The organism is Flavihumibacter petaseus NBRC 106054 (assembly GCF_000974785.1).
Taxonomy (GTDB): domain Bacteria; phylum Bacteroidota; class Bacteroidia; order Chitinophagales; family Chitinophagaceae; genus Flavihumibacter; species Flavihumibacter petaseus.
Genome location: NZ_BBWV01000002.1, coordinates 568,145 through 593,032, shown reverse-complemented (window position 1 = coordinate 593,032; position 24,888 = coordinate 568,145). Strand labels below are relative to the sequence as shown.

At 48.8% G+C, this 24,888-nt stretch carries 19 protein-coding genes; 9 read left to right on the top strand and 10 right to left on the bottom strand.

Annotation, left to right across the window (positions count from 1 at the left end; all coding sequences use genetic code 11):
* Positions 1–41: 41 nt before the first annotated feature.
* On the top strand, positions 42–2,531 hold the full coding sequence (locus FPE01S_RS12340; RefSeq protein WP_046369276.1) for a TonB-dependent receptor: 2,490 nt from the start codon (positions 42–44) through the stop codon (positions 2,529–2,531).
* 15 nt (positions 2,532–2,546) lie between these two features.
* Here the strand turns inward: FPE01S_RS12340 and FPE01S_RS12335 are convergent, their stop codons facing one another.
* Together FPE01S_RS12335 and FPE01S_RS12330 are read right to left on the bottom strand one after the other, a co-directional pair.
* The gene (locus tag FPE01S_RS12335; protein ID WP_052955741.1) at positions 2,547–3,311 is read right to left on the bottom strand and encodes a DUF481 domain-containing protein; all 765 of its coding nucleotides are present in this window, start codon (positions 3,309–3,311) and stop codon (positions 2,547–2,549) included.
* A gap of 17 nt (positions 3,312–3,328) precedes the next feature.
* Positions 3,329–6,337, bottom strand: a complete 3,009-nt coding sequence (locus FPE01S_RS12330; RefSeq protein ID WP_046369275.1) for a glycosyltransferase family 117 protein — start codon at positions 6,335–6,337, stop codon at positions 3,329–3,331.
* A gap of 108 nt (positions 6,338–6,445) precedes the next feature.
* On the opposite strand from FPE01S_RS12330, the gene FPE01S_RS12325 reads away from it, so the two are divergent.
* A complete protein-coding gene (locus tag FPE01S_RS12325; protein WP_046369274.1) occupies positions 6,446–7,045 on the top strand; it encodes a DUF1003 domain-containing protein in 600 nt (199 codons plus the stop codon).
* 79 nt (positions 7,046–7,124) lie between these two features.
* On the top strand, positions 7,125–7,547 hold the full coding sequence (locus tag FPE01S_RS12320) for an SRPBCC family protein (protein WP_046369863.1): 423 nt from the start codon (positions 7,125–7,127) through the stop codon (positions 7,545–7,547).
* A gap of 134 nt (positions 7,548–7,681) precedes the next feature.
* Here FPE01S_RS12320 and FPE01S_RS12315 read toward each other — a convergent pair whose 3' ends face one another.
* The 5 genes from FPE01S_RS12315 to FPE01S_RS12295 all read right to left on the bottom strand — a co-directional run bounded on the left by FPE01S_RS12315 (position 7,682) and on the right by FPE01S_RS12295 (position 15,331).
* The gene (locus tag FPE01S_RS12315) at positions 7,682–8,578 is read right to left on the bottom strand and encodes a BT_3987 domain-containing protein (protein WP_169749162.1); all 897 of its coding nucleotides are present in this window, start codon (positions 8,576–8,578) and stop codon (positions 7,682–7,684) included.
* 26 nt (positions 8,579–8,604) lie between these two features.
* Positions 8,605–10,104 carry a SusD/RagB family nutrient-binding outer membrane lipoprotein gene (locus tag FPE01S_RS12310; RefSeq protein WP_046369272.1) on the bottom strand — a complete coding sequence of 500 codons (1,500 nt, stop codon included), beginning with the start codon at positions 10,102–10,104 and terminating at the stop codon, positions 8,605–8,607.
* Between the two features lie 20 nt (positions 10,105–10,124).
* On the bottom strand, positions 10,125–13,301 hold the full coding sequence (locus FPE01S_RS12305; RefSeq protein WP_046369271.1) for a SusC/RagA family TonB-linked outer membrane protein: 3,177 nt from the start codon (positions 13,299–13,301) through the stop codon (positions 10,125–10,127).
* 70 nt (positions 13,302–13,371) lie between these two features.
* The gene (locus FPE01S_RS12300; protein WP_046369270.1) at positions 13,372–14,292 is read right to left on the bottom strand and encodes a helix-turn-helix domain-containing protein; all 921 of its coding nucleotides are present in this window, start codon (positions 14,290–14,292) and stop codon (positions 13,372–13,374) included.
* Positions 14,293–14,401: 109 nt separating this feature from the next.
* Positions 14,402–15,331, bottom strand: coding sequence for an alpha/beta hydrolase (locus tag FPE01S_RS12295; RefSeq protein ID WP_217998209.1), 930 nt, complete (start codon positions 15,329–15,331; stop codon positions 14,402–14,404).
* 39 nt (positions 15,332–15,370) lie between these two features.
* Between FPE01S_RS12295 and FPE01S_RS12290 the strand changes: the two genes are divergently transcribed.
* A complete protein-coding gene (locus FPE01S_RS12290; RefSeq protein ID WP_046369269.1) occupies positions 15,371–16,132 on the top strand; it encodes a GNAT family N-acetyltransferase in 762 nt (253 codons plus the stop codon).
* Here FPE01S_RS12290 and FPE01S_RS12285 read toward each other — a convergent pair.
* On the bottom strand, positions 16,101–16,952 hold the full coding sequence (locus tag FPE01S_RS12285) for a hypothetical protein (protein ID WP_046369268.1): 852 nt from the start codon (positions 16,950–16,952) through the stop codon (positions 16,101–16,103). The two genes, FPE01S_RS12290 and FPE01S_RS12285, sit on opposite strands and share 32 nt — an antisense overlap.
* A gap of 83 nt (positions 16,953–17,035) precedes the next feature.
* Here FPE01S_RS12285 and FPE01S_RS12280 point away from each other — a divergent pair, with 83 nt between their 5' ends.
* Positions 17,036–19,336, top strand: a complete 2,301-nt coding sequence (locus FPE01S_RS12280; protein ID WP_245623993.1) for a family 20 glycosylhydrolase — start codon at positions 17,036–17,038, stop codon at positions 19,334–19,336.
* Between the two features lie 148 nt (positions 19,337–19,484).
* Here FPE01S_RS12280 and FPE01S_RS12275 read toward each other — a convergent pair whose 3' ends face one another.
* Together FPE01S_RS12275 and FPE01S_RS12270 are read right to left on the bottom strand one after the other, a co-directional pair.
* Positions 19,485–19,844, bottom strand: coding sequence for a hypothetical protein (locus tag FPE01S_RS12275; protein ID WP_046369266.1), 360 nt, complete (start codon positions 19,842–19,844; stop codon positions 19,485–19,487).
* Between the two features lie 414 nt (positions 19,845–20,258).
* A complete protein-coding gene (locus FPE01S_RS12270) occupies positions 20,259–21,416 on the bottom strand; it encodes an acyltransferase family protein (RefSeq protein ID WP_046369861.1) in 1,158 nt (385 codons plus the stop codon).
* Between the two features lie 254 nt (positions 21,417–21,670).
* Between FPE01S_RS12270 and FPE01S_RS26445 the strand changes: the two genes are divergently transcribed.
* The 4 genes from FPE01S_RS26445 to FPE01S_RS24900 are packed head-to-tail and all read left to right on the top strand — an operon-like array spanning position 21,671 to position 24,830.
* On the top strand, positions 21,671–21,961 hold the full coding sequence (locus tag FPE01S_RS26445; protein ID WP_369403728.1) for a type II toxin-antitoxin system HicA family toxin: 291 nt from the start codon (positions 21,671–21,673) through the stop codon (positions 21,959–21,961).
* Entirely contained in the window at positions 21,954–22,316 is a 363-nt protein-coding gene (locus FPE01S_RS12260) for a type II toxin-antitoxin system HicB family antitoxin (RefSeq protein WP_046369265.1), read from the top strand. The genes FPE01S_RS26445 and FPE01S_RS12260 overlap by 8 nt, the downstream gene beginning before the upstream one ends.
* Positions 22,317–22,354: 38 nt before the next feature.
* The gene (locus FPE01S_RS12255) at positions 22,355–23,161 is read left to right on the top strand and encodes a helix-turn-helix transcriptional regulator (RefSeq protein WP_046369264.1); all 807 of its coding nucleotides are present in this window, start codon (positions 22,355–22,357) and stop codon (positions 23,159–23,161) included.
* A 49-nt stretch (positions 23,162–23,210) separates the two neighbouring features.
* The gene (locus FPE01S_RS24900) at positions 23,211–24,830 is read left to right on the top strand and encodes a serine hydrolase domain-containing protein (protein WP_052955739.1); all 1,620 of its coding nucleotides are present in this window, start codon (positions 23,211–23,213) and stop codon (positions 24,828–24,830) included.
* Positions 24,831–24,888: the final 58 nt, after the last annotated feature.

Sequence of the window (24,888 nt, the reverse complement as noted above, 5' to 3'; positions counted from 1 at the left end):
TACCCTTATACCGCAGAATTCTCTCCCATTATTTTCTCATCATGCTCCTCTGCTGCGGATTAATCCCTGCCGTTTCAGCCCAGTCCTCCCTCACTGATCCCATAAAAATCTATGGTAAAGTAATCGACCAAAAGACCGGTAAAGCCCTTGAAGCTGCCACCATTACGTTGACTGCTCCCAATGGAACGGATAGTGTATCCGGTCATTCCGTCACCGACAAAGACGGAAATTTTTCCATCACCATTGCTAAGACTACCCGTATTAAAATCGAGATCAGTGCTGTCGGATTTGAGAAACAACTGGAACGCATCAGCCTCGACGAAACAGACAAAGAATATAATGCCGGGAAATTTTTGATGATCACCGACGCAGCCAACCTTGCTGGTGTTGTGGTAACGGCAAAAAAACCTGCCATGACACTTGCTGTGGACAGAAGGATATTCAGTGCCGATGCTGCCGTTACAGCAAAAGGCGGTAATGCTGTGGATGTGATGAAGAATATTCCCTCCCTGAGTGTTGATGTGAACGGCGGCGTTCAGCTGCGCAACAGCACACCACAAATCCTGGTGGATGGAAGACCAACAATTCTTACGCTCGAACAGATTCCTGCAGATGATATCGATAAAGTAGAAGTGATCACCAACCCTTCTTCAAAATATGACGCAGGAAGCACAGGCGGCATCATCAACATCATCATGAAAAAGAACCGGAAAGCTGGCCTTAATGGTATTGCCAGTGTCGGTGCAGGTACACCGGAACTCTTAAACGGAAGCCTCAGCCTCAACTACCGGAAAAACAAATTCAATTTCTTCGCCAGCGGCAATTACAACCGTTCCGGTGGCGTTGCGAAAGGAGAAGCCTACCGTGAAAATAAATCCGCAGGCGTAATCACGGATTATTTCAATCAGAACAGTGAAACCGACCGTCTGCGCCGCTTCGCTTCTGTCCGCTTCGGTGCAGATTATTTCATCGACAAATACAACACAATCTCCCTCACCCAGGGATTTGTAAGCGGCAAATTTGACAATACAGAAAAGCAGGACCAGTTTTATTATGATAAGGATGGCGCGCTTACGTCAACGGGCTACCGCCTCAGTACAGATAATGACTGGTTCAACCGCGCGAATACACAGCTGAACTATCGCCGTACATACGACAAATCGGGTAAAGAATGGACCGCAGACTTCACCTACAGTGGCGGTCATAATGGTGGCGACGGTATCATCGGCAACCAGTTGTATAAGCCGAATGGTGACCCGTTAAGTCCCATCGACAACGTAAACAGTTATGGCAAAGGTTCCGGTAACCAGCTGACCTTCCAGACTGATTATGTTAACCCGCTTACAGAAAAAAGCAAACTTGAATTCGGCGCCAGGAGTTTTTACAATGTATCTCTCGACAAACTGGACGTGTATTCAATGTCTCCTTCAGGGGACGGAGTGAAACTGCCGCTGAGTAATAATTACCGCTTCCGTGAAATGGTAAATGCCGTTTATGCCAACTACTCCAATACCATCGGCAACCTGAAATACCAGGGTGGTTTACGGATTGAGCAGTCTACCTTCAAGGGAGAACTGCTGGACAGTCTCCAGAAGTTTGGATATGATTATCCCTCAGGCGGCAATAATCTCTGGAACACCCTGTTCCCCAGCCTCTTCCTGACTTACGAGCTGGGCAACGGCAATGACCTCCAGGCAAACTTTACCCGCCGCATTAACCGTCCGAATTTCTGGCAGATCAATCCCTATGTCGATATCAGTGACCCGATGAATATCCGCCGTGGCAACCCTGAACTGCAGCCGGAATTCACCAATTCCTTTGAGCTGAATTACAACAAGCAGTACAGCTCCGGCAACTTCCTGCTCAGCACGTATTACAGGAACAATACTGCCGACATCACCATGTACAGTGATACATTGAGCCAGAAGGATATTGAAGACCTTAACAATGCATCCATCGATCCGAACGCTTTATTGACCACGTTTATCAACGCTGACCGGACCAATCGCATGGGTGTTGAAATGACCCTGCAACAGCGATTTGGTAAAAACTTCGACATAACGCCCAATATCAACGGACAATACCGTGATGTAAAAGCCACTGTAAATGATGTCAACCTGAGCAATTACGGCTTTAACTGGAGCGCTAAACTGATGGCGAACTATCGCGTCGTGACGCCTACCGCGCCATTGGTGAACAATATTTCCTTCCAGTTATCCGGCCAGTATGAATCCTCGAGGGTAACACCGCAGGGCAAACAACTGGAACAATACGGTATCGATTTCGCCATCCGGAAAGACTTCCTGAAGAACAAGGCCGGCTCCCTGGTGTTCAATGTCAACGACGTTCTGAATTCCCGCAGGTTCGGCAGCATAACAGACACCGAAAGTTTTTACCAGGATTCTTACCGTCGCTGGAACGTGCGCACCTTCCGCCTGACCTTTAGTTATCGCTTCGGCAGCAGCGACCTTGACCTGTTCAAACGCAGGGAAAATGGCGGTGGTGGCGGTGGTGACGAAGACCGCGGATAACAACACCACACGGCATCAGAATTTCTTCTCAAAAGCAAGACCATAGGTGAACAGCAGGTTCTCCCGCGCAGTAATATTCGTGCGGTTGTATACCAGTGTCATGGTCAGATTAAGCGCTTTATAAAGACGCAATGATGCCACGGTATTGGAACGGATAATGTAATCATCCCCGTCTGACAGGCTGTTCTGGAAAAAATTGCTGCCTTCAATGCGAAAACGGTCCTTCAGGGCTACATGAAACTTGACACGGAAGGAGTTTCTGACTGTTTCATAGCGTTGACGACCATATTGATCAACATCCATCAGCACATTCCTTTCGTACAGTAAGCCGTCGGTAAGGATGAGCGATCCTTCCGGCTTCCGGATCACATTCAGGCCGATCCCACCGCCGGTCTGTACCTTGTCGCGGATCCGCAGGGAATAGCTGGTTTCATATGCCGCGAGTGCCCAGTAGTACCATCGCCTTGTCTCCCTGAACACATCCAGGTCAACCGCTGAAATAAAATCGTTGTTGGTTTTTTTGGTTGGATTCTCACCATATACCCAGCTGTTCAGGGTATTCAGGTTCAGCACTTTTCCCCGCACATTGAACCGGATGGAATTATTGAACACATAGGTGGTACCGTCATTGGTACGGTTGACATTCCCTGATCCATTCACAAACAGGAAAAAATGCGTGGTATCCTTCACCGGCTTCGCTTCTTTCGCAACAGTGGTATCCTGCCCCCATGAAAATTTCCCCAGGCATCCGACCAGGCTGCACATTATCCATTTTTTCATCGCGGCAAAAATACGGACTACAACGTACGCAGTGCCTCCAGCTGGTGTTTAACCTGGAACGTGGTAACGATATCCATGGCAAAATCCAGCTGGCGGTCCGACAGGTACCCGGGCTTACCCTGGATGAGCAGCCAGGCTTGTTCGGCCAGCTGCTCCTCCGGCACGACATCAGCGCTGAGGCTTTGGTAATAGATCATCTGCTGATTCAGGTCTTTGCCCAGGGAAGCCGCCACTTTCTCTGCCAGCGGCTTGTCTCCTGCAGCGTAACAGGCACGCAGAAATTCGAGTGACAGTCCGTTGTGCTGGTTGCCGCGGCTGGAAGCCATTCCATAAGTGAAACTGGTAGTCTTCACCTGCTGATCAAAATGCTGCAACACCGCACGGGCTTCGTTGATGCGGCCCGCATTAACCAACCCTGTAGCGATACGGGCATGGGCCAGTTGAAGCAACTGAAGGCGCCGGCGATTGTCTTCATCCAGGTAAGTGCCCGCCTTGTCAATACCACCATATGCAAAGGATTTCATCACCAGCTGATACGATTTGTCCAGGTCCACACCCGGTGCCTCTACAGGCACCAGCTGCCAGGTCATTCCTTCCTGGCGCATATAGCGGCCAAGGCCCAGCGCTTCTACATCTGATGTATTGGTGAAGCAAATCGGGCGGTTCCAGTGATTGCGGGCAATGATGCCCAGCAAAGCCAGTTCATTCTTCAGGAGGTACTGCTTATCGGGTGCGATATCGATAGCGAGGGAAGGCAATACTTTGTCCTGCTGATGAACAGTTCCATTAGCCCGCACGACCTGTTCGTCAACCGGTACAGATAGCTTGCGTACGGGCATCAGGTTGATCACTTGTCCCTGTTCGGTCTGCCTGCTGTATTGCGGATCATCACTGCCTGCAACATTGGTGAGGATCTGATCAAGATCGTGATAAGTATTTTTATCAAACCCGGGAAGGTCAAGAAAATAAGCCACGTCCCGCTTATTGCCCCTGAACTGTTCCTTTGTAAACAGCAGGTCAAACGGAGCACTGTCATAGATCTTATACCGCAACTGATCGGTGTACCAGTCAGAGGCAAAGATCGTATTGACGACCACGCGCACATCACGCCGCACGCCTTCCACATTCTGCAGGTACCATAACATATACGTGTCATTGTCTTCTGCCGAGATCAGCAAGGCGTTGGGTGGACAGGATTCAAGGTAATTGCGGGCCAGGTCGCGGGCAAGCGTCTTGTCATGACGGTCATGATCATCCCACTCCTGCACCGCCATCCAGGCTGGTACCGCGAGGCAAGCCAGCAGGGTGGCATACCGCAGCACAGGTTTTGCAGAAAGACGCTCTGCTCCTTTCAACGCAGCCAGTACGCCGAGACCTATCCAGATGGTAAATGCATAAAAAGATCCCACATAGGCATAGTCCCGCTCCCGGGGCTGGTAACCGCTTTGGTTAAGATAAATAACGATGGCAAGTCCGGTAAAGAAAAACAGCAGGCCATTCACCAACCAATCCCTCCGACTGCGGCGGTACTGCCAGATCAGGCCGGCAATCCCCAGTACCAACGGCAGGAAGAAAAGCCTGTTATACGCTTTATTGTTATCATGGATACTGTCCGGCAATTTTTCCTGGTCACCCAACCGGGCATTATCCACAACGGGAATACCACTCACCCAGTTGCTGTCTGCTGCATTGCCCAGGCCCTGCAGGTCATTCTGCCGTCCGGCAAAATTCCACATGAAATACCGGAAATACATCCACCCTGCCTGGTAGTTGGTGAAATACCGGATATTATCTGCCATGGTGGGCGTCGTCTGATCGTCCACGCCGGCAAACCGCTGGTAAACCGCTTTCTGGTTGCGGTCATTTGCCGCATCCCAAATGCGCGGGAACAGGTGGGCCCCGGGGGCATTTTTCCAGTCATATTTATATACCGTACCTGCAGGAAGGTAGGCTTTGTCACCTTTCGAATAGTTCTCTCCGTTAGCAATTCTTGGCGCTTCTTCCGTAAAGTCTGGCCCAAACAGGATGGGCCAGTCGTTATACTGCTCCCTGCCCAGGTAGCCTGCCAGGCTCACAGGATTATCCACATTGAACATATCCACAGCGGGGTCAGCATTTGACCGGATCATCGTAGTGAGGTATGTGCTGTAACCCAACAAAAGGAAAGCCATACTCCAGCATACCAGTGACAGCTGGTAGTAGCCTCTGCGCTTTGCATACCTTATGGTAAACACCAGCGATGCCGCGATCCCCAAAAAGAAAAAAGCAAAACCTGAAAAGAAGGGCAATCCCAGGTCATTTACAAACCAGATGTCCATTTTGCCTGCAGCCTTGATGGTAGTCTGGATCATCACCACCTGTACAAAACCGGTAAGGGCACATCCCACTATAAAGGCCATCACAGTACCCATTGCTGTGGGCTTATACCGCTTGAAATAGTACACCATCACAATTGCCGGAATAACCAGCAGGTTCAGCAGGTGAACGCCGATGGACAATCCTATCAGGAAGAAGATCAATACCAGCCATTTGTCTGCTCTTGCATTGGCAGCCTGTTCTTCCCATTTGAGCACGGCCCAGAAAACGACAGCGGTAAACAGGGATGACAACGCATACACTTCTCCTTCCACGGCACTATACCAGAACGAATCCGAAAAGGTATATGCCAGGGCACCCACTACTCCCGCAGCCATCACTGCCGGGATATTGTCAGACATCTTCCGGGCGAAATGCGTGATCGTCCAGAACAGGAACAATATGGTGAATGCACTTGCCAGGGCACTCATCGCATTTACGGCGATTGCTGCTGTCTGTGGATTGCTTCCTGACAGGATGATGAACAGCCTTCCCAGTAAAACGAACAAGGGCGCGCCTGGCGGATGGGGTATCTGTACACCGAAACAGCTGGCAATAAATTCGCCGCAGTCCCAGAAGCTTACTGTCGCTTCCATGGTACTGAGATAAACAACAGCAGCGATGGCAAACACCGCCCAGCCGGTAATCCGATTGATCCTGGAATAAGTCATGAGAGCAGTTTATGGGTGATTGGCAATTGTTGTTAAATCTACTACCGGTGCGACTTACGGGATTCCAACAAACATTTTTTAACAGCATTTTAGGCGTAATTTTCTGCCATGAAAAATACGCATGCCTACATCCGGCAGTTGCTGGAAACTGAAAACGAACAGATCGGCAAACTCAATCAGATCGTGCAGCAGGCTGTTGAAGAACAAACCCTGCTGACAGGGAAGCTTCCCGAGATCTCCGGACATGGGCAGACCAGTTTTGGAGAAAGGGTTGCCGACAGGGTGGCCACCTTCGGCGGCAGCTGGACTTTCATCATTCTCTTTTTGGCAGTACTCTTTTTCTGGATCATACTGAATGGCTTCATGCTGGTAAACCGCGCTTTCGACCCCTACCCATTCATACTCCTGAATCTTATTCTATCGTGTATTGCAGCCATCCAGGCACCCATCATCATGATGAGCCAGAACCGCCAGGAAGCAAAGGACCGTCAACGTGCGGAAAATGATTACCTGGTGAATCTCAAATCAGAGATTGAAATCCGGAACCTTCACCAGAAAATGGACCTTTCCATCATCGACCAGTTCCAGCACCTGTGTGATATTCAGCAAAAACAACTGGAGATGCTGGAACGGCTTGAACACAAGGTTGACCGTCTTGCGCACCAGTTACCCGCACAGGGTGGATCATACGGAGCATCCGGCAAGTAGTCGCAAAGCACCCATTTATTGTCGCATCTGCACATTGGTTGTTGCAGGATTTTGAATGAAGTTTGTAAAAACATTTACCATGGAAACAGCCAACAAAGTACTGACCGTTGAAACTACTGTTAATGCACCCGTAGCCAGGGTATGGGAATACTGGAACGAACCTGCCCATGTTACCAAATGGGCATTTGCTATCCCGGAATGGCATGCTCCGCGGGCTGAAAATGATTTGCGGACCGGAGGAAGATTCATGACCCGTATGGAAGCAAGGGATGGCAGCATGGGCTTTGATTTCGGAGGAGAATACACTGCCGTTACCAAAGAAAAACATATTGCCTATACAATGGATGACGGAAGAAAGGTAACGATTGACTTTGTTGCGGATGGCGACAAGACCCGTATCATCGAAGCTTTCGAACCGGAAAACGAAAATCCGCTGGAAATGCAGCAGGGTGGCTGGCAATCGATCATGAACAACTTCAAGCAATACGCTGAGGGCAATTGATAATAGTTTGGGGTCTGGCGTTTAAAGTTTGAGGTTAGTCCATGGACTAACCTCAAACTTTTACGCCAAACCCCAACTCTCAAACTCCTACCTACGCTAAAGCTTCGGTAGGCAAAGCCAAACCTCAAACATTTCTATTGCAAGGTTACTTTCTCCGTAATGATCCGTGATGGACCGGGATTCGGATAACCATAATGCAACCAGAATGTCTTGGTGTCGGGATCGTAAGTATTGTTGTATACCGGATCACCGGTCAGGTTGCGCACACTGGCAGTTGTTCCGGATGTTCCGGCACCTGGAGTGATGGTTACGGAATTATCTGGATTGATGGTGATATTGATCTTCGTTCCGGCACCGAGATCCCCAAGATCTTTGCTTACACCGCGGGGACTGATGGTGGTCAGTGGCAGATCCGGCAGGTCAAAATCACGCGGAACAGTGGGGTGAGCAAAGTGCCCGACCGCATGGTACAACCCGTCATATTTATTGATCACAGGCATTACTACTACACCTGAACGCAGGTTGCCGCTGATGCCATAAGCGTCCTTGTCAACACTCGTGATCCTGAAACCGGTTGCCCAGGTGCTGTCGGAAAAATCAGCCGTCTTCATCGTCACCTGCAGGTACCCCGTATTTGAACCAGCCGGAATGGTAACCACATTGTTGACAATGGTCAGCATGCCTGGCAGCGGAATACCATAATCCGTACCGTTCTCAGCATTATAGTCACTCACAAGGGTATTGTCCTGTTCCAGCGTAACCTGGATATCTTCAGTTGCCGGACCTGTGGTATTCAGGTGTACCGGTATCAGGTTGATCGTTGTATCCGATTCCAGCCGCGGCAAAGGATTCTGGATCAGGAAATTACTGGCTGAAGCGCTGGTCAGTGCAATTTCAATCATTTGCGGCTGGTCACCCGGCCTGGTGGCCTGTGTATCCCGGTTATCGTAGAGTTCATCCTTCAGGCACCCTGACAATGCTGCGCCGATGGCCAGCAGTGAAAGTATTTTTATTGAGAATGTGCATTTCATAATCATGTGTTTTTGAGTGGGCACCTTTATGGTTGCCAGAAGAGTTTTGACGTGAACTGGTTAATGGTTCCCTGCGCATTTACGTTATCTGCATTGGTGGTATACTCACTTTGCGGATACAGCAAACGGACCGGCAGACTGTTGGACAACCGCGATGGATTCGCTGATATATATCCCTTGTCCGGTATCATATTCAGGCGGCGAAGGTCACTCCAGGCTTCCAGTGGATCAACACCTCCCAGGGCTATGTATTTCTGGTAAGTAATGAATTTCGCCTGGGATTCAACGGAGCTTCCGGCATTTGACCATTTGGCAATGTCCACACTGGACAAATAATCTGCGGCTTCAGCTTCCGGATCACCATCTTCATTGTCTTTGTTCAGGAAAACAAAAGACTCGGTAACAGCCCTTTCATATATTTCCTGCGCATCTCCGTCGATCCATCCGCGGGCTGTGGCTTCTGCTTCCAGAAACATTGCTTCAAATGCCGGGTAAATCCAGGCATCCTGTGACGCACTGCCGGCGAGTCCGGGCCCGAGCCGTGAACTGGCAGTTCCGAAAGGATTTCCTGTTGATGCCCCGTAGACAGCACCGACGAAAGTTCCCGAGGTAGGCCTGAAGATCCTTGACAACCTGGGATCTCCGGTGCTGCTGAGCAGGTTCACATAATAAGCATTTGCGCGTGTGGAAGTTGCCGCATCAACACCAGCCGGTGTATTGCCATAGTTGGCATAAAATGGAGACTGCTTGTTGTTGTCATTCACATATCCCGGATTCACCATGATATTCTCGCCTTCCTGCAGCGTACCAAAATAGTTCACAATCTTATCGATCTCTCCCGAAGGATCAAAGCCCGGTGTTTCAGACTGACGGATCAGCATTCGCAGTTTGAGCGTATTGGCAAACTTGATCCATAACACCTGGTCTCCATGATTGATCACATCTGTAGTTTCAAAAGAGCTCTTGGGAGCATCGACTGACATATAGATGATGGCAGAGTCCAGGCGTTCCTGCAGGGATGCATAAATTTCCGCAGCATTGTCATATACCGGCTGACGGTATTGATCGTTGTTGAAGGCCTGTGAATAAGGAATATTTCCATAAATATCCACGAGCTCCTGGAAGAGCTTGGCTGAAAGGATCATCGCGGCGCCTGCCAGGCAGGAATCACCGGTAGCGAGTGCCTTGTCTTTCGCGAGCTTCAGGTCAAACAAAACCCCATAATGATTCTGCCACAAGGCATCTCCAAAGGAGAAATCAATATTATAGGAAGTTTCATCCTGCTCAATGGCAAAATCTCCGGGAGGTGACCAATACCCCATCCAGTGCTCAACAAATCGGAAATTATTGGAAGCCTGACGGGCACCCGCTGCTGTGGCAGACTGTATGAACAGCAGGTCGGGAGTGATATTTTCATCAGTTACCCGGTTAGGGTCATCGTTTACGTCAAGCCAACTCTTCTTACATCCGGTTCCTGCAATGGACCCGATGAGGATCAACGCCGTTATTATTTTCAGGTATTTCATGTATGCAGCTTTAGACTTGATTAAAATGTTAAGGAGATACCACCGCCAAAAAAGCGCGCAGCCGGTGACTGGAAGGAACTACTGATACCAAATGTGTTATTGGTGGCAGAATAGTTGAATTCCGGATCACCCCACTGGTTGGATTCCGGCACGATCAACAACAGGTTCTTGCCAATCGCACTCACGGTAAAGCGCTTGATCACCTGTGTAGGTCCAATCCACTTGAACGGCAGGTTATAGGAGATGTTCAGCTCCCGCAGGCGCCATGCTGCTGCACTGGCAAAATAGTTGGTCGCAATCTGTGAGTTGGTCGAAGCACCGGTCCAGAAACCGTAGTTACCGTCCTGCACCTGGATGTTGGTATTCTCAACATATTTTGATCCATCGTAGTAAACGGAATTCGGGAATACAAAACGCTGACGGCCATATTTTGCACTGCGCTCTGAAATACCTGCGAAATCCATATCACTGCCCATACCAGCATAGAAATAGTGACCAGCTTTATAATCCCAGGTCATGCTGACGGAGAAATTACCCAGGGTAAATGACGGTGTGATACCGATTACCCAAAGCGGCAGTGACCTTCCTTTAACCACCAGCTCGGGCGCAATGGAAGGATAACCTGTATTGGCATCCACAATCACGCGACCCAGCGAATCACGCATATAATCGGTCAGCTGGAAAGCAAATGCCGGTTTGCCCACAACGGCAATATTGTTGGCTGTCGGTGAACTGGTGGAGTTCTGGATAAAGCCATTGTTACCACCAATCACTACCGGAATATTTCCCAGCGTGCTGGTCACCTTGTTGTCGTTGTAAGTGGCGTTGATCCTAAGGTCGATTTTGCCACGGCCCACATTCACCAGCGGTGTCAGACCGAGGTCCATTTCTATCCCGTAATTCTTAAAGCTCGCGGCATTCGCGAGGCCAATGGTATAACCAGTGGTGGAAGACTGAGATACCTGCAGGATCTGGTTGTCACTATTCTGATGGAAATAGGTAGCTTCAAAATTGATCCTGTTTTTCAGGAAGCCCAGCTCAATTCCGATTTCCTTGGTAACAATAAATTCCGGTTTCAGATCCGGACTTGGAATAGTCTGGTTAGCTGTAAAACCTGCATTGTCGCCAAATGGAAAACCCAAAGGTTGTGAATAGGTGGCTGACAGGGAATAAACATTCAGGTTAACGTTACCGGATTTGGAAATGGAAGCCCTGGCCTTTGCATAAGAGAGCAGGTTACCATTCTTCAGAGCCGGGATCGCATCTGTCAATACCACGGCGGCATTGGCTCCAGGATAGAAAAAGGACCTGTTTTCAGCCAGCAGGCGACTGTCCCAGTCATTCCGTCCGGTGAGTTCCAGGAAGGCCCAGTCGCGCCAGCTGAAGCCCACACTTCCATATACCGATAACTGGCGGTATTCGGTAGAGGCGTTGTTTGGATACAAGGGCACATTCGCATCGCCACTTCTCACGGACACATTATAGAGGTAAGGTACAACCAGGTTGTTACCGCCAACAGAAACATCATTGGTCTTGGTCTGACGAACCATTCCTCCTACCAGGTATTTCACGCCAAGATCCTTAATAATGGAAGTCTCACCGTTGAGCCAGTAATCGAGGTTGATCCTGGAGGTGTTGCTGTTGCCTGTCAGCATATTTCCTGCCTGGCTGGTATACTGGTTGGCGCTACGGGTAGCATGTGCAAAGTCGGATACCACCACCGGCGCCGTGGTATTTTTAAAGTCAAGGAAAGTCAGGTTGGTACTCACTCTTGCATTCGCACGCAACCATGGCATGATCTGGTAACCAACATCAAGGTTACCAATGAGATCATGCTGTGTACCTTTCTGCCGGATATTCCCGATCACCCAATACGGGTTCACGGCAAATTCATTATAATAATTAGAGTACTGTGCATATTTTGAATTTTTCCAGTCTTCATACTCCGTGAGCGGAACGTTGCTCGGCGTCTGCATCACCAGGAAGAAAATACTGCCGTTGTAGGAAGAGGGAAACAGTGTGGAAAGACCGGTTTCGTTTACCACATCGTAGTTCTGCAGCACATAGTTTAAACCATAGTTTACAGAAAGCTTGCCATACTTCTTTCCGCCATTAAAACGGAAACTGGTACGACGGTTCTCATCATCCGGCATCAGTCCTTTCACTTTTGCATCCTGGATACTGACATAATAATCTTCTCCTGCCAGGCTGATGGAGTTCTGCCAGGTAAGACCGGTATTCCAGAATTTCACCTTGTCTTTATACCGCCCATCATTATAAGGACCCATCTGGATGTCACCATCCTCAAGTTCCTTACCAATCGGCTGCATCGATCCGTCGAACCTCGGACCGTACTGTTGGTTTTCGTAAGGCACATAACCGTAGTTGCCATACTGATCAACTACTTCACCGGCACCTGCCCCGAATTCCCGCTGCATTTTGGGGAAGTAGGCAACTCTGGATGCCTGCAACGTAGAGCTCACTGTTACACTGATCTTTTTCGATGCACCTTTTTTTGTAGTCACCACAATCACACCATTAACGGCATCCGGACCATAGATTGCCGCAGAAGCGGAACTCTTCAGCACGGTAAGGTCCTGCACATCGTCTGGCGGAATGGAAGAAAGAAAGCTAAGCGGGGTTGGTGCGCCGTCCACCACCAGCATCGGCTGGTTGTTACCGGTCAGTGAGCGGATACCACGAATATTGATCTTTGAATTCTCGAACACCCCGCTGTTGACAGTAGCAATGGAAACCCCGGAAACCTTTCCGTTCAGCGCCTGCTGCACGTTAACGGATTTACCCTGGGTAAGGGTTTTATTGGAAAGCGAAGTAGCGGCGTAACCCAGCTCCTTCGACTGACGTTTAATACCCAATGCAGTAGTCACCACAACTGCAGTCAATTCATTGCCGGATGGTGCCAGGGTAACGGTAAAGCCGTCATTCAGTCCGGCCGCAGAAACTTCTTTCTGCGTAAACCCGGAAGAACTGATCTGCAATGTTTCGGTACCGGCAACACTGATCTTGAAATTGCCGTTTTCGTCAGCAGAGATGCCCGAACGGGTTCCCTTGACCTTTATCGAAGCGAAAGGAACGGCATCTCCTTTCTCATCTGTAACTTTTCCGGTGATAGTTTTTTTCTGGCCGTATGTTATGGTAGATAGCAATACCAATAACAGGCATAGTATTTTTCTCATGTACGCAACAGTTTAATTAACTATTAAATCAAATTAGGATGGTTCTTAACAATTCAGTTTAGATATCTTGCTAAGGTTGAGGTTCAACTGTAGCCGTTTGATATTTCGTTGGGGAAACGGAAAATTCTTTGGTAAATGCTGCAGAAAAATAGTCCAATCTGCTAAATCCGCTCTTGAAGCAAATATCGGTTATAGGTAACCGTGTGGTACGTATCAGCGTCTCTGCATGCTTGAGCCGTATCCGCTGCAAATACTGATGGGGCGCGTAATTCGTGAAGAGTTTGAATAACCTGCTGAAGTGAAAAGTGCTTACATAACAATATCTAGATAAGTCCACCAGCGATATGCTCTTAGTGAAATTATCAAGCAGGTATTCCTTCGCTCTTTCAATGGTTGCGAGGTGAAGTTGTTTGTTACTCGGCGGTATCACCGGCATTGCGCGCGGTGATGTCATTGCCTTCATGACAAGTTTCATCAACTCAATTGTCATGCCGGTGATTTCTGATTTTGAATACTTATCATGAGACAGGGTTTGCCTGATCGCATGATGGAGATAATCGATCTCCGGATTCGTCACCATCACGGCAGTACGTAAACGATGATCCTGTAAAAAATCGCATTGCTGCATCATGCTCGCCTTCGCGAGATCATAAATATGCTGGTTAAAGCGGAACACGGTGAAATTGCCCGCCCCATTGCCCTGGTGGCAGAAATGATAAACAGACCCCGGCTTCTCCACCAACACCCTTCCATTGAAGGTTTCATAATCGCGCCCGTCAGAACGGAGAAAAAACTCCCCGCTCCGGGTCAGGCAAAAACTGAACTCGGTATTAAATCCCTGTTTACTAATCAATCCATTGTTATAGTAGTAGCTGAAATCGCTGATGCTGAACAAATCGGAGGTGAAAAGTGATTTGATGTTCAGCAAATTTTCGAGTACATCGATTCCATCAATGGATACGCCCGCCGAAAACATACTTCTTGCCGGCATAGGTATTTTCTTTTCTCTACACGATAAGATATTATCTACGGGATTAGTGCTGCATCCGGAGGTAAAAATGAGTTTAGAAATCTTGCTATTTTATAAGCACAAGACAATTTTAATGTCTCGACTGCAAATAGCGGAAACCCTTGAAGACTGCAGGATGGCCAATGGTGGCGTGGGTTTCATCAGGAAAGTAATCTAGTGTAAAATTTTTATTCTGCGGTGCAGCGCGCTTGATTTTCTGCAAAAGATTCTTCGCATCAGTCTCCATCTTTGTGTTGCCAAACATCACCCCGGGTCCTTCGTTTCCGACTGCGATGTATACTTGTCTTGTCGTTAAGGTTTCTTGTTGCTCCGTTGTGAATTCGTGTTGCAACAATGCCCTGTTGTTCCACCATAAACTCGGACTGATAATGATGAATCGATTAAACAGGTGCGGTTGCTTCAACAGAATTTCCGTTGCCAGCAATCCGCCCAGCGACTGACCGATCAATGTCGCCTGTGAAGTTGTCTTGTATGATTCCTGCACAAATGGTTTCAGCTCTTTTTCCAGGAATTCAATGAAGGCAGCAGAGCCACCCGCATGCGGGAATTTTTCCTTCTCCTCCTGGTAAGTTGGCGTACTGGTGAAATCGCGCTGGCGATCCACATTGCAGATACCCACCAGGATACAGGGCGGTAACTGGTTGATCCACGGAAAATTAAAGTACTGTACCAGTCCGGCCACATGTATGAAATCTTCATCCGCCGATCCATCCAGCAGGTAAATTACCGGGAAGCGGGTGCTGTCATTTTGCCCATAGCCTTCAGGAAGGTAGATATTCAGGTTCCGTTTCTCCCCCAGTATGGTTGAATAGAATTCACGTACCTGTCCCAGCACGAAAGGCTTTCTTCCATGGGAAGTTGTAATCGTGATCGGATCTTCCTTTCGTAAAGCGGAATCATTCAATTGTTGCGCCATCAGTCCGGTGGAGCAACAGGAGGCTATAGCGGTAACTACAAAAGTCGGCAAGGCAGGAAATGGCAGCAATTTTTTTCCGGACATGGGGCAAATTAGGGAAATTGAAGATAAACCGGGTCTGCCATGGTCAAAGCGGTAAAAAAAACGAGCCTTTCCGAAATCCTCCGTTTCCGGCAGTTATTTCTGCATGAAGCCAATATGCAGTTCGTGTTCAACAAATGCCACGACTACGGCTGGGCCGATGAATATGCCTGCTGGCTCGGGAAAACGATCATCGGGTATGGCGCTGTATGGGGACAGGACCGCCGGGAGGACCGGGATGCTATCTTCGAGTTCTACCTGATCAATACCTACCGGGAACTAGCCCCCCTGTATTTCCCGCTGTTTATTCGCGCCACTGCAGCCACCCATATTGAATGGCAAACGAACGATCCCCTGCTCCACCCCCTGGCAATAAACTATGTCCCCGATGCCGTTACAGAAGCCATTCTGTTTGAAGATCACAGATCCACCGACCTCCCTGACACAGGGTTAACCTGCAACAGGCTGCCGCAGGAAGCCGGTGACCGGAGTGACGAGTGGAAGTTCGAATTACTGCATGAAGGCCTGATTGTGGCGACCGGCGGGGTGCTTTTCAACTATAATTTTCCCTATGGCGACCTCTATATGGAAGTTCCTGAAGCACACCGGCGGAAGGGATATGGCAGTTACCTGATCCAGGAAATAAAACGGCAGGTCTACCTGCATGGACGCGTCCCGGCAGCACGCTGTAATCCGGACAATACAGCATCCCGCAAAACACTGGAAAAAGCCGGATTCCGCACCTGCGGGGAAAGAAAAAAGGGGCTGTTGACTATTTCTGGTAAAGCGGAGAACGTTTCATGATGTATTCTATAGTGCTCAGGTAAGAGCCATCCGTACTCCCCAGGAATTGCTGATGGGTCTTGTTATAGACGTTGTCATTTTTATCGTTGAAGATGGCAACAGTAACGTTCGTTTCAATCTTTTGCGAAGAGGTCGTTGTTGAACTTGCACTGCCGGAAGATTTATCATCTTTGTTCTTCTGATTGTAGGTGTCAGAAGAATAGGTGGTAGCTGTTCCGGTTTTCTGATCAACTGTACCACTCACCACAAATTCAACGCCGAGGATCTCACACAGCTCCTGCATGGTAAACGCACGCAGCTTGTCATTGGTAATGCCCGCTTTCAGCAAAGTGGCATTGATCGTGCGGGGATCCACGATTTTATACATTGGCGCATGGCCCACCAGGTAATTGTATACATCGCGCTGCACTTTATATTCCATGTCTTCTCCGCTGCTGCGGCTGTCTTTCAGGTAAGTGAAGGGTAATACACCTACTTTGCTGTGTCGTTCTTCCGGAGTGGACGTTGGCAGTGGCGTTCCTGCCGGCGCGGCAACCGGCGCCTGCTGGCCGGCAGGCTGGGCAGGTGCGGACTGACCCGGTGTTGTAAACACCTCAGACCGTCCGCTCGCATATTTTATCTTGAAAATCTCAGATTTTTTAAAAGTATATACCAGTTTTTCATTCTTATACACGAATTTGATGACGTCCTGTGAAATCTCCTGCACCGTACCCGTCAGTTCGTCTCCATTGATTTTAGTAACAACATCGAATTTATTGTCCTGCGCAAAAGCAACAAAGGCCATCCAGATAAACGTCAGTAAAAAGCTCATTCGCTTCATAGTTCAAATTTTATCAGTTAAAGATAAGCCCGAATAAGGCTAATGCCACCCCGTCAACCTATCTTAGACCCTCAATTTTAATGATGAAACGTCTTTCTCTTCTGGCCCTGATGCTGCTGGCGGCGCAGCTGTTGGTAAACAGCAGCCTTCTTGCACAATCGAATCCCCGTTACCCCCTGATCCCCTATCCGCAGGAACTGCAGGAACGCAGTGGCAATTTCACCGTTACTGCCCAGACGGCCCTGGTAGTAAAAGACAAGGTCTTCACGGGAGAAGCGGACCAGCTGGCATCCCTTTTCCGCCAGGCGGGAATAGCCTTGAAAAAATTACCGAAAGCGCCGGCCAAAGGTTATATCCAGTTTATGGCCGATAGTACCATTACACAGGATGAGGGGTATTCGCTGGACATCAGCAATGAGCGCATCCTGGTCAGGGCAAAACAACCTTCCGGGGCATTTCGCGCTGTTCAAACCATCAGGCAGCTGGCACCTCCGGCAATTGAAGGAAAGAACGCGCTGAAACTTGTTTCACTACCTGCCGTCCTGATCCGTGACTTTCCGGTTTATGCTTACCGTGGTATGCACGTGGATGTATCCCGTCATTTCTTCACCATCGACTACCTGAAAAAATTCATCGACCGACTCGCATTATACAAATTCAACAAACTGCACCTGCACCTCACCGATGATCAGGGCTGGCGCGTCGAGATCAAAAAATATCCGTTGCTCACAGAAAAAAGCGCCTGGCGCGTGCTAAACAACCAGGACACGGTCTGTATGCGGCTCGCGAAAGAAACGGACAATCCTGACATGGAGCTTGACAAACGTTTCATCCGCACTACCGACGGTGTTACGGAGTATGGTGGTTTCTATACCCAGGATCAGTTGCGCGCGCTGGTGAAATATGCCAAAGCCCGCCACATCGATATTGTGCCCGAGATAGATATGCCCGGTCATATGGATGCTGCCATCCAGCAATATCCTTTCCTCGCCTGCACGGAAGGCGGCTGGAAAGGCGGACCTTTCACCGTTCCCATTTGTCCCTGCAAGGAAACCACCTTCGAATTTGCTGAAAATATCTTTAAAGAAATCTTCGACATCTTCCCTTACGAATATGTACACCTTGGCGCGGACGAAGTGAACAAATCCAGCTGGAAGAACTATACTGACTGTAAGGAACTGATGGAAAAAGAAGGACTGAAATCAGTAGAAGAATTGCAAAGTTATTTTGTACACCGTATGGAAAAGTTCTTCAATGCGAACGGTAAAAAACTGATCGGATGGGATGAGATTCTTGAAGGCGGTGTAAGTTCCACAGCCAACGTCATGTACTGGCGCAGCTGGGTTCCCAAAGCCCCTGTGGAAGCAGCCAAAAATGGCAACAAGGTGATCATGACACCAGGCAATCCTTTATACTTTGATGCCGCGCCAGACCAGTACGCCGTGAGAAATGTCTATCGCTTCAATCCCATTCCAAAGGGACTGACGGAAGCCGAGGCGGCCAACATCATCGGTGCACAGGCGAATATCTGGAGCGAGTGGATCCCTACAGAAAACCGGCTGGAATACATGACCCTGCCACGCATGCTCGCCCTGCCTGAAGTGTTGTGGACCAACCGCCAGAACGACTATGATGGATTCCTGGAAAGGCTCGATGCACACTACACCCGGCTGGATACACTGAAAACGAAATACAGACTTCCGGACATAGAAGGACTCGTGGAAGAAAATGTGTTTGTGGACAAGGCGAGATTTTATCCATCATCACCCGCTGCCGGACTTGTACTGCGGTACACCACAGACGGCCAGGCTCCGACGAAAAGTTCACCCATAGTGGATAAACCCATCAGCGTCACTGCCTCTACCCTGTTCAAGCTGGCCGCCTTCAAAGGTGATCTTCGTGGAGATGTTTATAATGTACGTTTCAAACAGCAGGCGCTGTTGCCGGCATTCTCTGGCGCTACCACATCAGGACTGACCGTCTCCTATTATCCCGGAACATTCAAATCGACGGCGGACCTCGATGCGCAGACTGCTGCATCCAGCTGGTCTCAGACTAATCTTGAAGTGGACAAATCACGCACTTCAGGATCGGATGTATTTGGCTTGCGGTACAAGGGGCTCATCACAGTTCCTGCAGATGGCGTGTATACCTTTTTCCTGAAAGCAGATGATGGCGCTGTATTGCTGATCGATGGACAAATGGTGGTGGATAACGATGGCTTGCACTCCGCGAAGGAAAAGAGCGGACAGGCGGCGTTGAAAAGTGGCGCCCATCAGTTTGAACTGAAGTTCATTGAAGGTGGCGGCGGGTATACGCTGGAGCTGGAGGCGCAGGCGCCTTTTGGCTCGCGCAAAGTTATCTCGCCGGCCTGGTTTCAGTAAGGTTGGGCGCTGCGTACTTACGCTAAAGCTTCAGCAGGTAATACGCGCCTTATTATTTCCCGCTAAGCTTGCAGAGGGGCAAAGGCGCAGAGAAGAAAAAAGATCCTGAATAATTTTCAGCCTCATCGCCCTGTGCGATGAGGCTTATTTATTGTTGCTGGTTATAACCCGGCACCTCTGGCAATTCGACGAGTTGCTGAAGATGGGCGTCATCTCCTTTACACAACATATACTCCTTTACCATTCTGTGGTAAACTTTACCAACAGGTATTTTGAACTTGTGCGCCAGCAGCATTTTACGAATCGGGTCATCAATAGCACCCTTTGCAAATTGAATCGCTTCATACATTAATTCATTCGATTTCAATTGCTTCTCGCTTAATACCCTGTCATCCATATTGGGAATTTTGCTTATCACGATTTTGTCTGCATAACGCTTTAGTAACATGTTGCCCACCTTCCCTGAGAAAGTGGCGATAATGCTTGAACGGTCACGATCAACTGCCATATTTTTTTTTCTTAAATATAACTCAAATTTTGTTCAGTCACTGTTCAATTCCCCCACTGTTCTCCTTTTTTTCTCCCTTTATACTCCCATTTTCTTCCGTAAACAACGGAGGATGATGGGAGAATAATGGGAGTACTATGGGAAAATTAAGGTAGCATATGGAAAGCATTGATCACAGGCCAAACAACTTCCGAAATCTCAATAAAACGTTGAAAATCAAGTACATTGTAACTCTGCCATAAAATAGTATCCAGAGTGTTTCCCAACAGGAAATTCACTATTACGCCAGGCCGCTCTGCCCAACCATCAAAAGGAAATAGAAAGAAGGGATTCGGAAGGTTCAGCTTTAAACATGATTGCCCGAGATTTAGCAGGAGCTGAACTGCCAGGAGCTGGCCGGGATCGCTGCGACACCTATGAATTTTTATGAACAGTTGGTATCGGCAGGAGCTGTTCCGCAGCTGCAGGAACAATAAACCGGTCACGCAGTTTCATCATAGGCTTCTCCACCAGCAGGTGCAGGATCCAGGCAAATCCAATACTGGCGATCAGCGCGATCACGAACATCAGGTTGGGATTGATGTTAAAGTCGGCCAGCAAATTGTGCATCATGTGGACCACGCCCTTGTGGGTCAGGTAGAGCGCGTAGGACAAAGTCGCAATGCGTTCGGTAAAACGTGAGCGGGATCTGTACAGGAAACCAGCCGGGCTGACGGCGGCAGCAACGAGACAGACATAACCCGCAGCGATCAGCGGATAGCCTAACACCGATGCAGCAAATGAAAACTGTTTTTCGCATAGGAAGTAGGCGCCTGTTAACAAGGCGATACCCGGCAGCAGCAACAGGTTGCCATATTGTGCTATCCGGTTCCAGGTGTCCGGCAGAAAGCGATAAAGTGCGGCAAGGGATACACCGGCAAGCAATCCGTCGAGACGGTTATAGGTGGGGTAATAGATATACTTGTACCAGTAGATGCCGCTGAGCGGGCCATCAGACAATGGCTGGTACAACCGGGTAAAGCTGAAAATGCGGAACACCAATCCGAGCAGGAAGAGGATCAGCAACAGCCATTTTCCTTTTCTGAAGCTGCCAGTCACCTGAAGAAGTAGAAGCACCAGTGGCAGCAGCAGGTAAAAATGCTCTTCCACACAGAGCGACCAGCAATGCGAGAAAGCGCCACCAGTTTTCAGGTTGAGGCCGAAGTTCTGGGTAAACGTGAGGAATTTCCAGAGCGGCGGAAGGCTATCCCGTTCGCGGAAAAAGGGAAAGGCGAAATAGAACATAACCGTAACCAGGAAAAGAGGAATGATCCTGAAAAACCGCTTCCCGAAAAACACCCGGAACGAGATGATTTCACCGGATTTGACCTGGGCGAAAAGTTGGGAGGCGATCAGAAAACCGCTCAGTACGAAGAACAGGTCAACACCCGTCCACATGAAGCTGGCGAAATCGGGTAACCACGTTGGTTGTCCCCCGCTGAGGATGAAATAATGGAAAAAAAAGACCAATAAGATGGCCAGGGCCCTGAGGTGGTCAAGGCCGTACAATTTCTGACTGCTGCCCGGTTCCAATGCTGCTGATGATTTAAAAGGGGATCGCCGAATGTACAGCCTATTTGGAATATTCCGGAACAGAATCAGCACTCCTCATTAATTTTCTTTCGGATACCTGTCATAAAATATTTGCATAAGCGGAAGAAAATTCCCTGTAAAAAATTGGAAAATTAAGGGAAGGAATATAAGTTTGCAACTGAAATTTAGTTGCAAATATAAACAGTGATAAAACGCTGGTCAGCGAAATAGCTTGTATTTAGTTTAGCCGTTTTGTGGTTGGGAGCATAAAACGGTCAAAGGATGTCATAAAGGAAAAGCTACTGCAGCGTTTGTTGTCGAAACCAAAGGATTTTACATGGGAGGAGTTAATTGGAGTACTCGCCATGTTCGGTTTTTCGGAAAAGAAAAATGGAAAAACGGGTGGCTCAAGAAGAAAATTTGTGAACAAAAACCTGGAGGTTATCAGTTTACATGAGCCTCACCCGGGGAATATCATTAAACGGTATGTACTGGATCAGTTGATTGAATTTCTCCAAAAAAGAAACTACCTACAAGATGAGTGAATTTCTGACATACAAGAACTATCTCGCCACAGTACATTTCAGTGCAGAAGATGATGTATTTGTGGGCAAGGTACTCACCACTGCCGACCTGATCAGCTTCGAAGGCAGCTCTGTAAGGGAGCTGAAAAAGGCTTTTCACGAAGCGGTAGACGATTACCTGGAACTCTGCGAAGAACTGGGAAAAGAACCTGACAAAACGTACAAGGGCACATTTAACGTGAGGGTTCCGGCTGAGTTGCACAAAGACGCTGCAGTATTTGCAGCAACCAAAAATATTTCGTTGAATGACTTTATCAAAACAGCAATTGATTTTGCACTTTCCCACAAGAAAGAACTGACATTGCAGCTGCGGTAATTATCCGTGTAATCCGCCAGCTGAATCAAACCAGGAATATGCACTTCAGGAAAACAGGTCAGTTTTATGGCGTTACCAGCAAAACGTTGCGGTTGCAGGAAATGACGCTGACGGACACCGAGTATACAGAACCGAAAGTTGACTGGCATTATCACGAAAATGCCTATTTCACATTTATTCTCGAAGGGAAAGTACTGGAAGGGAATAAAAAGGAAACCTATCATTGTGGCGCAGGCGACCTTTTGTTTCATCACTGGCAGGAACCGCATTTCAATATCAAACCAGCAGGATTTACACGGGGATTTCATCTTGAACTGAGGCCCGGCTGGTTTCGGCAATTTGATCTCCCTGAAAACCTGCTGGAAGGCAGCCACAAGCTCATTCATCCTCATCACCGGTTATTGTTTTACCGGCTCTTCGCCGCCTTCAGGCAATATGCGGACCAGCCTGCCGTCTTAGACAGCCTGCTGGTGGACCTGTTTGCCGATTTGGGCAGAACGCCTGTAGTGAAGGGCAGCGATTTCCCGCGATGGGTACTGCACCTGGAACAGCTGCTGTTTGATGAGCCGGAAAGTCGGCATTGGCGGCTGAACGAACTGGCAGCCGCAACAGCGGTACATCCGGTACATTTGTCCCGCGCATTTCCGTCGTATTTCGGTCATCGTTTGTCGGATGTGCTGCAGGCGATGAAGTTGCATCAAGCGATGCGCTTGTTATCTGATGACCGGCACAACCTGGCAGCAATAGCAGCTGAATGCGGATTTGCAGACCAGAGTCATTTTATCCGGGCTTTCCGGAAATCACAGGGAATGACACCACTCGCCTATCGCCGGTTGTTGCGATGATGTTAATACAGTTCTATTTTGGAGATTTTGACGCACCTACCTTTACGGCATGTACCAATTTCTGAAACCGTACTTTTTTGTCCTGCTGCTTTTTTCAATAGTTACCGGCGTGCAAGGTCAGCCCGGCAGGATTGTTTTTGACACTGTCGCCCCGCTTACGGGTACAGGGCATTCTACGAATGAATTATCAGGCATCACGCTGCAACCGCGTACAAACCTGTTCCTCACTGTTTCTTTACAAAAACCATTGTCATGGTACCTGCAACAAATGGCGCCGCAATTAAGTGTTGATTCGTTGTCTGCAGTGGGCAATTACCAGTTCAACTTCTATATAGACGGCCGCCTTATTTATCACACGGAATTGTGGCCTGGCGCGCCAAGACCGCAACAGCAGCAGCGGGATACACTATGGACAAAACCACTCATTGACAACCAACATGAGGGCACCTGGTGGAGCCAGTCTGCCTGGAACCGCTTTATGTACAATGGTGGTGATAGTGCTTTGACAGAAGGCAGGCACACGTTGCGGCTGGTATTACGGCCCTATGTCAACAGGGGTCAGCTGATCGTTGGTGATATTATCGCGGAGGGCAGTGTTGTATTGGACGTCAACCGCCAACCAAAAATTGACCTGGCGACCATATCACTGACGCCGGTAAAGCCGTACAATGGACTGGCGGTTTCGTCGGATGCTTTTGACAGGAACAGGATCAAACAACTTAAAGCCTGGATCGATGCCGGCGTTTTCCGGCACGTAACGAGTATAGTGGTGCTGAAAAAGGGAAAGATCCTGGTCGAAGAATATTTTAATGGCAACGGGCGCGACAGCCTGAATGATACGCGGTCGGTCGGAAAATCTTTTGCTTCCACATTAACCGGAATGGCCATACGTGACCACTACCTGGAGAGCGTTACGACTAGACTCGGCAGCAAGTATGCGTTGCAACAATTTGCTCATTATTCAGCGGCAAAAGCAGCCGTAACCGTGAGGGAACTGCTGACCATGTCATCCCGTTTTGATGGCAATGATGATGATATGCATTCACCCGGCAATGAAGAGAACATGTATCCCACTGACGATTGGGTAAAGTTCACACTTGACCTGCCTATGGACACGGTCAAGTACACCGGGCAATGGCACTATTTCACAGCCGGTGTGATGTTGCAGGGAAGTCTTCTCCATCAACTGATCCCCGGCGGACTGGAAAGTTATGCTGATAAAAACCTGTTCAGGCCGCTGGGCATCACCCACTATCAATGGCAGTTTACCCCTCAGCAGGCACCCAATACTGCTGGCGGAATCCGGCTGCGGTCACTTGATCTGGCAAAATACGGGCAACTCTATGTCAACCGCGGTCGCTGGAACGGCAGGCAGGTGCTGCCGGAACACTGGGTGAAGGAAAGCTTTACCCATCAGTTGCCGATCCCGGGAAGAACGAACGAGTATTACGGTTATCTCTTCTGGAACAAAACTTATTCCGTGAAGGAAAGGGCTATGGAAGCCTGGTATTGTACCGGAAATGGCGGCAACAAGGTTTTTGTTTTTAAGGACCCGGAGTTGGTGGTAGTAATTACTGCAACAGCTTACGGTCAACCCTATGCGCATCCGCAGGCAGATCGCATGATGACGGAGTACATCCTTCCGGCGGTTATCGGATCCGGACCATAGCTGCGCCGGATAGTTTTGATTTTTCCAGGAAAACTGAAACATCAGTGGACCATTCCTG

Excerpts from the sequence above, each read along its gene's own strand:
- FPE01S_RS12340 (WP_046369276.1), top strand. The coding sequence starts at position 42 with ATGCTCCTCTGCTGCGGATTAATCCCTGCCGTTTCAGCCCAGTCCTCC.
- FPE01S_RS12335 (WP_052955741.1), bottom strand. The coding sequence starts at position 3,311 with ATGAAAAAATGGATAATGTGCAGCCTGGTCGGATGCCTGGGGAAATTT.
- FPE01S_RS12330 (WP_046369275.1), bottom strand. The coding sequence starts at position 6,337 with ATGACTTATTCCAGGATCAATCGGATTACCGGCTGGGCGGTGTTTGCC.
- FPE01S_RS12325 (WP_046369274.1), top strand. The coding sequence starts at position 6,446 with ATGAAAAATACGCATGCCTACATCCGGCAGTTGCTGGAAACTGAAAAC.
- FPE01S_RS12320 (WP_046369863.1), top strand. The coding sequence starts at position 7,125 with ATGGAAACAGCCAACAAAGTACTGACCGTTGAAACTACTGTTAATGCA.
- FPE01S_RS12315 (WP_169749162.1), bottom strand. The coding sequence starts at position 8,578 with ATGAAATGCACATTCTCAATAAAAATACTTTCACTGCTGGCCATCGGC.
- FPE01S_RS12310 (WP_046369272.1), bottom strand. The coding sequence starts at position 10,104 with ATGAAATACCTGAAAATAATAACGGCGTTGATCCTCATCGGGTCCATT.
- FPE01S_RS12305 (WP_046369271.1), bottom strand. The coding sequence starts at position 13,301 with ATGAGAAAAATACTATGCCTGTTATTGGTATTGCTATCTACCATAACA.
- FPE01S_RS12300 (WP_046369270.1), bottom strand. The coding sequence starts at position 14,292 with ATGCCGGCAAGAAGTATGTTTTCGGCGGGCGTATCCATTGATGGAATC.
- FPE01S_RS12295 (WP_217998209.1), bottom strand. The coding sequence starts at position 15,331 with ATGTCCGGAAAAAAATTGCTGCCATTTCCTGCCTTGCCGACTTTTGTA.
- FPE01S_RS12290 (WP_046369269.1), top strand. The coding sequence starts at position 15,371 with ATGGTCAAAGCGGTAAAAAAAACGAGCCTTTCCGAAATCCTCCGTTTC.
- FPE01S_RS12285 (WP_046369268.1), bottom strand. The coding sequence starts at position 16,952 with ATGAAGCGAATGAGCTTTTTACTGACGTTTATCTGGATGGCCTTTGTT.
- FPE01S_RS12280 (WP_245623993.1), top strand. The coding sequence starts at position 17,036 with ATGAAACGTCTTTCTCTTCTGGCCCTGATGCTGCTGGCGGCGCAGCTG.
- FPE01S_RS12275 (WP_046369266.1), bottom strand. The coding sequence starts at position 19,844 with ATGGCAGTTGATCGTGACCGTTCAAGCATTATCGCCACTTTCTCAGGG.
- FPE01S_RS12260 (WP_046369265.1), top strand. The coding sequence starts at position 21,954 with ATGAGTGAATTTCTGACATACAAGAACTATCTCGCCACAGTACATTTC.
- FPE01S_RS12255 (WP_046369264.1), top strand. The coding sequence starts at position 22,355 with ATGCACTTCAGGAAAACAGGTCAGTTTTATGGCGTTACCAGCAAAACG.
- FPE01S_RS24900 (WP_052955739.1), top strand. The coding sequence starts at position 23,211 with ATGTACCAATTTCTGAAACCGTACTTTTTTGTCCTGCTGCTTTTTTCA.